Below are 13,771 nucleotides of genomic sequence, written 5' to 3'. Positions count from 1 at the left end.
AGTTCTGTGGTCAGTTCAACGAATCCCGAATACGACGCCATCGTCATCGGCGCCGGACACAACGGTCTGGCGGCGGCAGCCACCTTGGCCCGCAAGGGGTTGCGGGTCGTCGTGCTGGAACAGTCCGCTCAGATCGGCGGCATGTCCCGGACCTCGGAGATTTCAGAAGGCGTGCGTGCCTCCCGTATCGCGCATCTGCTCTACAATCTGAACCCGGTGGTGGCAAAAGAGCTCGGCATCGGCAGCGCTTCCTCCCCTTTGGCCACCCGCGTGATCCCGACAGTCACGCTTTCGCCTGATGGCCGCCACGTTGTCATACGCGACGGCACACCGGCATATGCCGACGGATCGGCGCACCCTGAAGCCGCGACCTATGCCGCGCTGCGCAGCCGGCTGCACAAATTTGCGCAGCTCCTTGGAAGGCTGTCGACCATGTCCCCGCCCGATCTTTCCGGAGGGCTGTCCAGCATGTCCGGCCTGAAAGAGCTGGGTGCGTTGGCGGCACTCGGTCTGGATGCCAAACGCTTAGGCAAGAAAGACATGCGCGAGTTCATGCGGATAATTCTGTCGAACGCCAACGACGTACTGCTTGACGAACTCGAGGACGGACCGCTCGCCGGATCGCTTGCCGCCGATGCCGTTCGCGGCAGCTGCAGCGGTCCGCGATCCCCGGGAACGGTATTTTCGCTGATGTATCGGCTGGCGCAAGGCGGGGATGTGGCGCTGCCGATCGAGGGCATGGGTGCAGTTGCCGACGCCTTCGCAAAAGCAGCACGCCACTACGGAGTCAAAATAAATACCCGCACGAGCGTCGAAAAAATCATCATCGAGCATGATCGGGCACGTGGCGTCGTCCTGCAAGACGGAAGCACGATCACTGCAAAAACCGTTATGTCGAGCATTGGCGCCTTTCAGTCGATGATGCTCACGGGCGCCGAACACTTCGATGCCGAAGCCGTCAGAAGGCTTCGCAACATCCGTCACAAGGGAACGGCCGCCAAAGTCAACCTGGTCTTGAAAGATGTGCCTGTCTTTGCCGGACTACAGCCCGATCAGCGTGCCGGGCGGCTGCTCGTCGCGCCGTCCGTCACCTATGTCGAGCGGGCATTCAACCCTGTCAAATATGGCGACATGTCCACCCACCCGGTGATCGAGGCCGTCATCCCCGGCTTGGCCGATCCGGCTCTTTCCGAGGCCGGTGCACATGTGATGTCAGCCATCGTTCAATACGTGCCGCACACACTGAATGGCGGCTGGACCGGCGAAGCGCGGGAAAAGCTGGTGCGGCTCACCATCGATTCGCTTGAACAATACGCTCCGGGTCTCGGCAGCCTCGTCGCCCATGCCGACGCGCTGACACCAGCCGATATCGAAGCCGAAACGGGCGCCCCCGGCGGTCACTGGCATCACGGCGAGATGAGCTTCGATCAACTCCTGACGGTGCGTCCCGTCAACCGGCTCTCGCGCTACAATTTCGGCGTTGGCGGCCTTTATCTTTGCGGTGCCTCCGCGCACCCGGGCGGGGACGTGACGGGAGCTGCCGGACGCAACAGCGCCCTGCAGGCCATCAAGGACGGAGTTGCATCATGACCGTGATCATGAAGGATATACATGCCGAAGCATTTGCGGGTGCGGTTCCCGAAGGCATCGTGCCAACGCCGTTCCACGACCGGCTGGCGCCTCTCAGCAAAGCAAAGCGCTGGACCGGCTGGGCCGGATACATCTCCCCGCTCGTGCTCGACACGCTGGAATTCGAGTATTTCGCCATTCGCAACCAAGCGACGCTTTTTGATATTTCGCCAATGCACAAATACCGGATCTCCGGACCCGATGCGGCCCGTGTGGTGAACCGCCTGATTACCCGCAATGCCGAAAAGATCGGCATCGGACGCGTCGGCTACGCCATGTGGTGCGACGAAGAAGGCATGGTGATCGACGACGGCACGGTTTTCCGCTTTGGCGAGAACGACTGGCGCCTGTGTTGCCAGGAGCCGCAATACTCCTGGCTTCTCGATGTCGCCTGGGGATTTGATGTCGACATTTCTGATGAGAGTGAGGAAATCGCGGCACTCTCACTGCAGGGGCCGACCTCATTTTCCGTCCTGCAGGCGGCCGGACTGGGAGCCGCCGGCAATATGAATCCCTTCGATCTCACTGAAATCGAGAAGGATCTGTGGATTTCACGCACCGGCTTTACCGGAGATCTCGGTTACGAAATCTGGATGCCGGCATCAACGGCGCTGGAGATCTGGGACCGGCTCTGGGGGCCTGGCCAGACCTGGGGGCTTCGCGCCATCGGTTACGAGGCCCTCAACATCGCCCGTCTCGAGGCCGGCTTCATCGCGGCAGGTGCCGATTTCCAGCCTGTCCACATAGCCCAGCGACTCGGCCGCGGACGCACGCCGATGGAGCTCGGCTTCGGCCGCATGGTCGATTTCGAAAAGGGTCATTTCAACGGCCGCCGGGCCTTGCTCGAGCAGATGAAAAAAGGCCCGCGCTATCAGCTCGTCCGCCTCGATATCGACGGATTTGAACCCGCCGACGACGCGCTTATCTACTACCGCGGGAAAAAAGAGGTCGGCCACGTCACATCGGCGGCCTGGTCGCCGACGACAAAGCGCAACATCGCTCTCGCCGAACTCAAGGCACCGTTCGGCGTGGAGAAATTCGAAGACCTGTGGGCTGAGATCTTTGTCAACCACGAGGGCGTGTGGGACCGGCGCATGAAGCGCATTTCTTTCATCAAAGGCCCGTTTTTCAAGAACGCCCGTGCCAGAGCAACACCCCCAGCGGCTTTTTGAAGCCAGCAACAGAAAAGAGTTTGAACCATGCTGACCGAAAATCGCAATCCAGGCGCAAACGAACCGTCCGCCGAGACGCTGAAGAGCTGGGACCGGGAACATTTCCTGCATCCCTGGGCCTCCATGGACACTTCGGCCAGCCACGACCATATGCTTGTCGACGGTGCCGACGGCATCTATCTGTGGGACAGCAACGGACGGCGCTATATCGACGGCCCGGGCGGCATGTGGTGCGTCCAGATTGGCTATGGACGGCAGGAAATGGCCGATGCCATATCTAACCAGGTCATGAAGCTTCCCTACACCTCGCCATGGACGACGACGACGGAGCCAAGTGCGGTTCTGGCGAAAAAAATCGCCGAACTGGCGCCCGGCGATCTCAACAACGTGTTTTTCACAACTGGCGGCTCCACTGCCGTCGATACGGCACTTCGCGCGGTTCATTTTCTCAACAACCGGCTTGGGCGGCCCGGCAAGAAGGTCGTGATAGCGCGGGAGAAGGGCTATCACGGCTCGACATATCTTTCTGCAACAGTCAGCGGCAAGGAGCGGGACAAGACGCGGTTTGACGTCGAAAAGCGCCTGGTTCATTTCATCCCGAACGTCAATCCGTATATGCGCCCCGACGGCACGAGCGTCGAGGATTGGTGCGATGAAAAGGTCGCGGATCTGGAAAAGGCCATCCTTGAAGTCGGACCCGACAAGGTCGGGGCATTCATCGCCGAGCCGATCCTGTGCTCCGGCGGCGTCATTGTTCCACCGCCCGGCTATCACCGGCGGACACTGGAGATCTGCCGGAAATACGATGTCATCTATATATCCGACGAGGTCGTGACCGGGTTCGGCCGGCTCGGTCACTGGTTCGCATCGAAGGATGTCTTTGACATCGAACCGGACATGATCACCTGCGCCAAGGGCCTGACCTCCGGCTATCTGCCGCTTGGGGCCTGCATCATCTCCGACCGGATCATGGAGCAGATGAGCGGGCCGGACAATGTTCTGTTTTCCAACGGCTACACCTATTCAGCGCACCCGGTGAGCTGCGTTGCCGCGCTCAAGAACATCGAGATCATCGAACGGGAGGAAATCCTCGAGCGGGTGCGCCACAATGCGCCCTATTTCCAGGAGCGCCTTTCCGCCCTTTCCAAATTCGCGATTGTCGGCGACGCACGCGGCATGGGCCTTCTTGGCTGTATCGAGGGGCGGACCGGCCGTGAGGGCTCGACACTTGAAGCCGAGCGCGACCTCGGCGCAAAACTTGACGCTGCTTGCGAGGAACTCGGCCTACTCGTCAGGCCGCTCATAAACATGTGCGTGTTTTCGCCGCCGCTGATCATTACCCGCGAACAGATCGATGAGATGTTCGACATTCTGGAAAAAGCCCTGGAGCAGGTCAGCAAGGAACTCGGCTTTTAGAGCAGATCCGGTTTAGAACAGGGTAACTCAGTCGGGGCGGCGGCAAGCGCGCAGTCCGGTGTCACAGCACCGGATGTTCGCGCCTGCCGAATGTCTCTGTCAGTGTCGCGGATGAACCGAGTTCCATGGCGGCGCGGTAGCCCGCATGAACGGCGGCGGCGATGGTTCCCGGCGCCTCGCAGTCACCAATTCGCCGCACGGAACCGACGCCTGACTCGGACAGGCGGCCGGCATCCGACGACAGGGACATGAAAAGCTTGTCGTCGGGAATGCGCCGCGTCAGCGGAATCATCAGATCGGCGGAAGACTCCCTTACCTTTCCGGAAAACAGGCAGGAGCAGATTGCCCTGCCCTTGCCGAAGAACTCCAGCACCTGATTGGTCTGGATCTCAACACCGGCCTCTATCAGCGCCGCATTGGACGCGAAGATTTCCTCGGTGTAGCTGCCCCAGGCGCCGGCCCGGCCGGCGGGCGTGACCAGAATGACATCGTGTCCGCGTTTCCTGAGCGCCAGCGCCAGGACCGGCCCCATATAGTAGTGATCGTCATCGAAAATCATCACCCTGCCGTCCGGCAGCGGCAATTTGTCGATGACGGTATCTGCACTGATAACGGCTGTCGGTTCGCTGCACTCTAAAGCGCTGTTGCGGTGTCTGCCGATACCGTCCGTCGCCCATCGCGCGCCGGTTGCCACCAGGATGTGATCGGCTTCAAGACCAAGGGTTTCCTCCGCGTTGAGCCTGCTTTCCGGGTAGAGTGCCACATTGGGCAGTTTTTCGATCTGGCCCATGCGCCAGTCCCTGACGCGCGCCCATTCGGAAAGCCCCGGCAACTTGCTCTCGCGTGTAACCCTGCCGCCGGGCACGCGTTCACCTTCGGCAAGCATGACATCATGACCACGTTCGCCCAGCACCCGCGCGGCTTCAAGCCCCGCCGGACCCGCACCGATGACCAGGATTCTTTCTTTCGTTTCCGCGGATGCGACGCGCTCCGGATGCCAGCCCAGCCGCCACTCCTCTCCCATCGTCGGATTTTGTGTGCAGCGGATCGGAACGCCGATCGAATTGTGGGCATAGCAGATGTTGCAGCCGATACACTCGCGAATCTCATCCGAGCGGCCCTCATCGATCTTGTTCGGCAGGAAGGGATCCGCGATCGAAGGGCGTGCCGCGCCGATCAGGTCCTGAGCACCGGACCGGATCGTCGCGGCCATGGTATCGGCCGAGGTGAAACGGCCCACCGCCACGACAGGTTTGCCGGTCAGCGATTTTGCCTGTGCGACGGCGTCGACCATCGCGCCCTCCTTGACGAACCGCGAAACGCCCATTTCAATGTCATAGTCCGATACTGTCAGGTCCCACAGATCGGGATATTCGGCGAGCAGACCGAGTGCGTCATAGGTTTCACTATCACTGGGATCGATGCTGAAACGGGTGGCAACGGCGATTTCCCCGCCTACTGCTTCGCGTGTTTCCTCTATCAGTTCTCTCACGATACGGGTGCGGTTTTCCTGAGAACCGCCATATTCGTCAGTCCGCTCATTGGTCTCGGCGCTCAGAAACTGCGACAGCAGGTAACCGTGATTGGCGTAGACATAGACGATGTCGAATCCGGCCGTTACCGCCCGCTTTGCGGCTTCCGCATGCCAGCGGCGCAGATCACGGATATCGTCCTTGTCGATACGCCGGCATTGCACCGGGTGAAGAACAGAAGGGTTTGTCAGCGGCCGGTCCTGCAGGCCGAGCGGCGGTATCCGCGTTCCAAAATTCGCTACGAACCCGCCGCCCAGCCAAAGCTCGACCCCGGCAAGGGCGCCATGTTCATGGACACGCTCGGTCATCAGAGCCTGTGCCTTGATATCCTGTGTGTCCCAAAGGGTGGCGAGCGGATAGGCACTATCGTCGGAGGTCGGATGGACCGAACAATACTCTGTACAGACCACGCCCCAGCCGCCTTCCGCCTTGAGCCCGCGCATGGCCGCGAGTTTTTTCGGGCTTTGCCAGCCCATGCCGGTGCAGTGCGGTACCTGGTAGAACCTGTTTTTTGTTGTAACAGGGCCGATTTGAAGGGGTTCAAATAGAATATCGTGCCGCGCGTCTCGCATATGCTCACCTGTGGTTTCAACTAAATTTATTTGAGCGCTCAAAAAAACTTGTGTCAACATCAATTTGCAATTAGGCTCATTGCTATCGGCAATTTATGCCAGCACGGGCTACGCCCCAAGCGGAGGTTCTTTGCTGCCATCATACCGGCGGCTGGAAAAGACACAGATATATTGGGAGACCACAATTATGACTTTTGGGAGAATGAAGACGGCGATGGCGGCGGTCGCATTGTTGGGCGGAACGACCGGCGTGGCGCTGTCAGCGGATTCGGAGCTGGTGGTATTCGACTGGGCCGGTTACGAGGACCCCGCCTTTTTCAAGAACTATGTCGAAAAAAACGGCGATGCACCGACCTTTGCTTTTTTCGGTGACGAGGAAGAAGCGTTCCAGAAACTGCGGTCCGGTTTCCGCGCGGACGTCGCGCACCCTTGCTCCCAATCCATACCGAAGTGGATAGAGGCCGGGCTTCTTGAGCCGCTTGACACCTCCCGCATCGAACGCTGGAGCGAACTGAATGAGTCATTCCGCGAAATCAAGGCCTATCAGGTAGACGGCAAATACTACTTTGTCCCGCTGGACTGGGGGAACACCGCCACGACCTACAGGACAGACATGCTGAACGAAGCGGACGTTGCCTCGCTGCAGGCTTTTGCCGATCCGAAACATGCCGGCCGTGTGTCCATCGGCGACAGTGTCGACGATGCCTATGCACTCGCCTTTCTTGCCAACGGCGTGAAGGACTGGTCGACGGCCACGGATGAGGACTTCAAGGCCGCATCCGACTTTCTTCGCAAGGTTCACAAGAACGTCCGTGCCTACTGGGCCGATGGCGCCTCGCTGTCGCAGCTTATGCAAAGCGGCGAGGTTTATCTGGCCTGGGCCTGGAACGAGACCTACTCGACCATGAGCGGTGCCGGCAATCCGATCGCAATGGAACGGGGCACCGACGAGGGCGCATCCAGCTGGGTTTGCGGATATGTAAAGCTCAAGGACGGTGAAGGCTCCGACGACAAGTTCTACGACTTCATCAATGCCTGGCTGGAACCGGCCAGCGCCGACTATCTGGTGACCCAGTGGGGCTACGGGCATGCGAACGCGGCCGCGATGAACAAAATGGACGCCGATGCCCTTAAAGCAGTTGGTTTGGAGAGCACCGAAAAACTGCGCGAAAACACCCTGTGGCAGTCGCCGATTCCGGCCGACTTGCGTGAAAAAATGATCGCGGAGTTTGAGAAGATCAAGGCAGGATTTTAGGCCGGTGTAAGGCTGAGCGAAATCCACGCGGCGTTCGCCGCGTGGCTTGTGACGGGCCCTCAATAACGCTGTGCCGCCGAATACGGCTTTGTCGAGTGGCGAATTCTGCTAAATCGATTCCAGGCCCTTCGTTTTCTCGGTACGAATTGCCCATTGCAAAGGGATATACGCCGCTGGCCCTGCTACTCGCGTACGGCCAACAGGGCGTTCGCTGCATGCACTTTGCCTGTGGAGTTCTATCCGCTCCAAATGCCGCTTCAGCGCTCCGCTTTGGCTCCGCGCGCTGGACGCTAAAAACACCAAATCGTTGGTGTTTTTTGGTGCTGCGCACCACCGCTCCTCACTCCCACTCGATGATCAATGGGGTGGATAAGCCTCTGATTTCATTACGAATTTATCTGCGACAATTCGCGCGTACCGTCAGGAATACCGTCAAAATACTAAGATGTTGAAATAAGACACTTTTTCTTTCAATTGCAGTTCAACAAGCCTGTGGAGATTCGATGCACACAAATTGGTCAGGCCCCTGCCCAGTGTGTCTGAAGCTCCCATCTTGTCTGTCCATTCGATACCGGCCGCGTGTTCGACGTTATTGCTCGCTCGGCGACGACAGGAACACAAAAAGTGAGCTGGCCTCCGCTTCAACCGTCACAGCGTCGGTTGCGGGAAGTCTCAACACTCTTCTCCCGCTGTTTCACCGGGATGCTGATCTGCTGGAAATTACCGCATACGATTTTCTGAATTCGGCAATACTCTCAATTCCACAACAATCCGACAAGAGTTGAAGGCGGGCCACAAATTGCCGCGCACCCCTGCCCGTATACCGAACACAGTTTGCGTTCCGCAATTCATGCCGTTGCATGGACAGGTTTCCGGCATTGTTCTGTATAATGCGGTGCAACTGAACTCGTATATGCGTCAAACGATGAAAACTGTTTGTGTATTGCAGCACGTGGAAGCGGAATATCTGGGCCTTATGGAAGACCATCTGGAAGGCCGGGGAATTCGTTTCAGGTACTTCCGACCGTTCACGGCCGGCGGGGGCGTGCCGAAGAGTTCATTCGGATTTGACGGGCTCATTGTGCTGGGCGCCGGCCCGCTTGGTATCGTAAGCGGTCACCTGGTGCCAAGCCTTGCACCCGAATTGAGACTGGCCAAGGACTTCATCGACAAGGGCCTGCCGGTGATCGGCATTGGTTTCGGCGCTATCCTTGTCGCAGTCGCCGCCGGCGGTGGCGCTGATGAAGCACCGCTGCGCTTCAACATCGACATGGCGATTCGATGCCCAGAAAGCTCCACGAAAGCGGATTTTCCCGAGCGGTTTGCCATGGTGTCATACTTGCGTGATTCTCCCGTTCTGCCCGACGAGGCAGTTACCCTTGCCGAATTCGAAGACGGAACGCCGGCAGTATTTACAATCGGAAAAAAAGTCCTGGGCTTTCTGGGGCATCCCGGGATGAAATCCGGTATCATCGAAGATCTTGTAATTGAATTTGCCGAATCGCCGGACGACACAGCGCAGAAACTGCGGGAACTGCGGCGGATACAGGCGGAAATTGCCGGAACCCTTTCCACAATAATGCGGTTCATTATTTCGTGGACCGGCTGGATGACCGATAAGCGGTCCGATCAGGATTGATAGTTTTTTGGCTTGCATTATATATAAAAATTCGAATATACTGATATAGCAGTATCTAATATAAGCCGCAACCGGCGGCAGATAGGACTGCTAGGAGGACGGTCCTCTGGCCGAGAAACTGGTTATCATCATGGTGAACACCGATCCGCGCAACGGCGAGGAACTCGGTGCGCCCATTTTCCAGGCAACCGTCGCGGCCGCCATGGACTACGAGGTGGACGTCATATGCACGGCCACGGCGGGGCGACTGATGAAAAGGGGCGTGGCGGAAAACCTCTACGTCAAGGAAGGCTCCCCCAAATCCGTGTATGATTTCATTACCGATGCCCACGAGGCCGGAGTGAAATTCTACTGCTGTTCTCCCAATCTCGATTTGTTCGACATGACCGAGGATGACCTCATCCCGGAATGTGAAGGTATTGTCGGCGGCGCGCACGTCATTGAAACTGTCATGGAAGACGATGAGGTGCGTGTGCTGACCTATTGACTGGAGACGGTGATGACCGATCATCACGCGGCGATAGGCGATCCGATCTCAGCGCAGCCCCCTGTTCCGCAGGAAACTCTCGAAGAAATCTTCGAGGATATCCGCTCGCACATTCTTTACGACCATGAACTGCACGGCTGCCTCAATTGCGGCATCTGCACGGCAACCTGCCCGTCTGCCCAGTATTACGACTACTCGCCGCGCGAGATTGTCCAGCTTTTGTGGACGGAAAATCTCGAAGGAATTTACGACGCCATGCAGGAAAAAATCTGGGCCTGCGCCCAGTGCTACACCTGCGCGGCGCGCTGTCCGTTCGAAAATTCGCCGGGCGGGCTGGTGATGATCATGCGTGAAACCGCGATCAAGCACGGCATGGAATCGGCAAAAGAGGTTCTGCGGCCGTTCTCGCGCGTGCTGCTGAAGGTCATTTCCACCGGCAACCAGCTGGCGCCGAACATGATCACCCGTGAAGCCTTTCCGGATTGGGGACCCAACGTCTCCAAGGTCGATGCACCGCTCAACATCCTGCGCAAGGCCATACCGGTTCCGACCATGCACACGATGGACACCGCCTGGATCGTCAACCTGAAGACTTCGATCGAACTTTACACGATCTGGGAAGAGACCGGCGTGCTCGACCAGCTCGAGCAGGTCGACGAGAACCTCTTCGACGTCGTCAGCGATGTCATGGAGGAAAAGCGCGAAGAATACGAGGAATGGCTCGAAGAACAGGAAGAAGATGCATAAGCCGCCCGCGGCTTTTGCCTGGAGGAATAGATGAGCAGATCGGGCGATAAATCACCGGGCTATACCGGGTTTGGCGATGAATGGCGGCCTTCCAACCTGACGCCGGCCGATGCACGGCGGGCAACCGACTGGGTGGAGGCAAAAATCGACCGCCGATCGATGCTGACCGACAAGGACCGCGTCGAAGACGTCCGCGATGCCATGTGGGAGCTGGAAAAGGACGGAGAAATCGTCGTCCACCGCGTCGATGACCGACACGCACCGGTGACCGCCAGAACCCTTTACGGCTGGGAGAAAAAGGTTCCCACAAACAATCTGTGGCACCACAAATCCTGCGGCCAGTGCGGCAACATTCCGGGCTATCCCTCGAGCGTATTGTGGCTGATGAACGAACTGGACATCAGCTATCTTGACGAAACCGACCAGACGTCGTGCACGGCGTGGAACTATCACGGTTCGGGCATTGGCAACGTCGTCAGCCTGGCGACCGTCTTTCTGCGCAATTTCCACCAGGCCTATGTCTCAGCCAAAGCCAGGGGACTTTCCGAAGGCACCTACTATCCGCTGGTTCATTGCGGCACGTCATTCGGCAACTACAAGGAGATGCGCACCTTCCTGATGCATTCGGCGGAACTGCGGGCCGAAGTCAAAAAGATCCTGGAAAAACTTGACCGGCTGGTGGATGGAAAACTGCTCATCCCCGAGGAGATCGTCCACTATTCGGAATGGCTGCACGTGGTGCGTGACCGCATTGCGGACCGTCAGAAGATCGACATGTCCGGCGTGCGCGCCACGGTTCATCCCGCCTGCCACGTCTACAAAATGGTGCCGGAAGACGCGATCTATGACGAAACGGTTCTTGACGGCAACCGGGTCGCGGTTTCGACCGGTCTGTTGGATACGCTAGGCGTTCAGGTCATCGACTATTCGACGTGGTATGATTGCTGCGGTTTTGGCTTCCGCCACATTATCGGCGAACGCGAGTTTACCCGATCCTTCGCAATCGACCGCAAGATCAAGGTGGCTGTTGAGGAAGCGCGGGCCGACGTGATGATCGGCCACGATACCGGCTGCATCACAACGCTCGACAAGAATCAATGGATCGGCCGGGCGGTCGACAAGGTCTACGCGCTGCCCATCATGGCCGACTGCCAGTTCGCGGCACTGGCACTGGGCGCCCATCCCTACAAGCTGGCGCAACTGCACTGGCATGCATCGCCGTTCGAAACGTTGCTGGAAAAAATCGGCATCGACTGGGAAAAGGCGAAGGCGGAGTTCGAGCAATATCTTGAAGAAGTCAAAGCCGGGAAGATCGAGACACTCTACGATCCCAGATTGGCGATCACCTCCGGCGAAGGCTATGTGAAACCGGCCGAAATCGCCGGCGGCGGAGGCAAATAGAATGACCCAGCCTGTATTGATTGTCGGTGGCGGACCCGCAGGGCTGTCTGCAGCCCAGGCACTTGCCGAAGTCGGTCAACCGGTCGAACTCGTCGAAAAGGCCGAGCAGCTTGGAGGCGCGCCGATCCTGTCCGGATATGCTCGCCTGGTGCCTTCCGGCGAATGGGCAAAGGATGCCATCGGCGGCATGGTCGAGCGCGTCGAAAAGCAGAAGAACATCACGGTTCATCTCAATGAGACCGTCACGAAATTTTCCGGTACGCCCGGCGATTTCACAGCCGAATTAGCGGGCGGAAAGAAGATCAACGCCGGCGCGGCGATCCTGGCGACCGGCTTTACGCATTTTGATTCGGTCAACAAGCCCGAATGGGGCTTCGGCGCCTACCCCGATGTGGTGACCACCACGCAGGTCGAGCAGATGCTGTCATCCAGGTCCGGAATCAAGTGCCCGTCCGACGGCCGCGAGCCGGAGCGTGTGGCGATCCTTCTTTGCGTCGGTTCGCGCGACCGCCAGATCGGCAGGACCTGGTGTTCGAAAATCTGCTGCACGGTATCGGCCAATATCGCGATGGAGATCCGCGAAGAGCTGCCGAACTGCAATGTCTACATCTATTACATGGATATCCGCACCTTCGGCCTTTACGAAGACAAATATTACTGGGACAGCCAGGAAAAGCACCGGGTCAAATATATCAAGGCGCGTATCGCCGAAGTCACATCTGACGGTAAACGCCTTATCGTCAAGGGCGAGGACACGCTGGTCAAGCGCCCCATCACCATCCCCTTCGATATGGTCGTGCACGCCATCGGCATGGACCCCAATGTCGACAACATGACACTGTCGGCAATATTCGACATCGCACTTCAACAGCACGGCTATATCGACAAGGCGTCGAGCTACTCGGGAATGTCCGGCACCTCCCGTGACGGCGTATTCGTGGCCGGAGCCGCCACCGGGCCGGAGACAATCGACGATTCGATTGCGCAGGGACGTTCGGCGGCCATGTCCGCATTGACGATCTGCCAGTCGGCAAAACTGGAAGCGGCGGAATGATGTTCGGACTGCTGAAATCGAGGGACACGCCAATCGTGCAGGAAGGTCCGGTTCTGGACCTGTCGGGGCCGCGATTGCGCCGGGCCTTTGAGCATCTGGTTGAGGCGGCCGAGCCGACAGGCGGCGTCGAGCGCTACGTCACCGTGCTGTCGCTGAAGGCCTCCCTGTTCGAGGAAATCCTCGGCAAGGGGCGGGTCACCGAATTGTCTGAGACCGAGCTTCTCGATCTCGCTGCATTCATGGCACCGGTCCGGCGCAGGATCGGTGCCTGGCTTGCCGAGAACCGCTTCGAACTCTTGCGCAAATGGCTGGAGACCCTACTGACCGGCTGGAGCGACTTATCGACAACAGATGATCGGATCGCCGAGTTCTGCGATCGCTTTCCGTCCGACCGGGAACATCGCTGGGTGCGCGATCTCGCCGCCGAGGTTCTCCATTTTACCGCGCCCAATAGGTATCCGCTCATGACCCGGTGGATTTGGGATGCGCGGGTCGGCTCCGGCGTATTGCGGGAAATCTGGCACGCCGATGATGTCGACAGCGCTGAGATCACGGTCGGTGATGATTTGGCGACCCATCTGACACTACGCGAGGAATTGAGCGGTTTTCTGCGGGACAATGGCGTCTTTCGGGACCTGGACTACTACGTCGATATGCTCTGCGCCCATGTCTATTCAGGCTACATCAACGACCGCGGCGGCCAGTATCTGCGGCCCGATTTCTGTGGCGATCACGAGCGCGGGATGATGCATACGCGGCGCATGCTTGGACTCGATGCCGTCGACACCGAGACCGGCCGCACAAGGTTGAAACTGATGGATGGGCGGGCTCACGTGCTGGGCGAAACGCCCAGACTTCACTGACGGG

11 protein-coding genes are annotated in these 13,771 nt (G+C 58.7%); 10 read left to right on the top strand and 1 reads right to left on the bottom strand.

All coding sequences use genetic code 11. The features are described 5' to 3' along the window. Window positions 1-6 precede the first annotated feature (6 nt). The 3 genes from ABVT35_RS03830 to ABVT35_RS03820 are packed head-to-tail and all read left to right on the top strand — an operon-like array spanning window position 7 to window position 4,217. On the top strand, window positions 7-1,590 hold the full coding sequence (locus tag ABVT35_RS03830) for a phytoene desaturase family protein (RefSeq protein WP_368464952.1): 1,584 nt from the start codon (window positions 7-9) through the stop codon (window positions 1,588-1,590). Continuing rightward, complete coding sequence (locus ABVT35_RS03825) at window positions 1,587-2,801, top strand: aminomethyltransferase family protein (RefSeq protein WP_368464951.1); 1,215 nt, start codon at window positions 1,587-1,589, stop codon at window positions 2,799-2,801. Before ABVT35_RS03830 ends, ABVT35_RS03825 begins: the two co-directional genes overlap by 4 nt. 27 nt (window positions 2,802-2,828) lie before the next feature. Next, window positions 2,829-4,217 (top strand): aminotransferase, encoded by a 1,389-nt coding sequence (locus ABVT35_RS03820; RefSeq protein ID WP_368464950.1) that lies wholly within the window; start codon window positions 2,829-2,831, stop codon window positions 4,215-4,217. A 61-nt stretch (window positions 4,218-4,278) separates the two neighbouring features. On the opposite strand, the gene ABVT35_RS03815 is transcribed toward ABVT35_RS03820, so the two are convergent. Further along, window positions 4,279-6,321: an FAD-dependent oxidoreductase gene (locus ABVT35_RS03815; RefSeq protein ID WP_368464949.1), complete on the bottom strand. Its 2,043-nt coding sequence runs from the start codon at window positions 6,319-6,321 to the stop codon at window positions 4,279-4,281. Window positions 6,322-6,508: 187 nt separating this feature from the next. Between ABVT35_RS03815 and ABVT35_RS03810 the strand changes: the two genes are divergently transcribed. From ABVT35_RS03810 to ABVT35_RS03780, 7 genes are all read left to right on the top strand, one after another. Continuing rightward, window positions 6,509-7,576 (top strand): extracellular solute-binding protein, encoded by a 1,068-nt coding sequence (locus ABVT35_RS03810; protein WP_368464948.1) that lies wholly within the window; start codon window positions 6,509-6,511, stop codon window positions 7,574-7,576. 925 nt (window positions 7,577-8,501) lie between these two features. Further along, window positions 8,502-9,215, top strand: coding sequence for a hypothetical protein (locus ABVT35_RS03805; protein ID WP_368464947.1), 714 nt, complete (start codon window positions 8,502-8,504; stop codon window positions 9,213-9,215). A 130-nt stretch (window positions 9,216-9,345) separates the two neighbouring features. Further along, window positions 9,346-9,702, top strand: a complete 357-nt coding sequence (locus ABVT35_RS03800) for a DsrE/DsrF/DrsH-like family protein (protein ID WP_368464946.1) — start codon at window positions 9,346-9,348, stop codon at window positions 9,700-9,702. Between the two features lie 12 nt (window positions 9,703-9,714). After that, a complete protein-coding gene (locus ABVT35_RS03795; RefSeq protein WP_368464945.1) occupies window positions 9,715-10,449 on the top strand; it encodes a 4Fe-4S dicluster domain-containing protein in 735 nt (244 codons plus the stop codon). Window positions 10,450-10,479: 30 nt separating this feature from the next. Beyond that, complete coding sequence (locus ABVT35_RS03790) at window positions 10,480-11,850, top strand: heterodisulfide reductase-related iron-sulfur binding cluster (RefSeq protein WP_368464944.1); 1,371 nt, start codon at window positions 10,480-10,482, stop codon at window positions 11,848-11,850. 1 nt (window position 11,851) lies between these two features. Next, window positions 11,852-12,904, top strand: a complete 1,053-nt coding sequence (locus ABVT35_RS03785; RefSeq protein ID WP_368464943.1) for a CoB--CoM heterodisulfide reductase iron-sulfur subunit A family protein — start codon at window positions 11,852-11,854, stop codon at window positions 12,902-12,904. Beyond that, window positions 12,901-13,767 (top strand): hypothetical protein, encoded by an 867-nt coding sequence (locus ABVT35_RS03780; RefSeq protein ID WP_368464942.1) that lies wholly within the window; start codon window positions 12,901-12,903, stop codon window positions 13,765-13,767. The genes ABVT35_RS03785 and ABVT35_RS03780 overlap by 4 nt, the downstream gene beginning before the upstream one ends. Window positions 13,768-13,771: the final 4 nt, after the last annotated feature.

It is taken from the genome of Hoeflea sp. TYP-13, from assembly GCF_040932035.1.
In the GTDB taxonomy this organism is placed as follows: domain Bacteria; phylum Pseudomonadota; class Alphaproteobacteria; order Rhizobiales; family Rhizobiaceae; genus Hoeflea_A.
The sequence above is the reverse complement of the archived record's forward strand: the minus strand, read 5'-3'. Positions and strand labels throughout refer to the sequence as shown.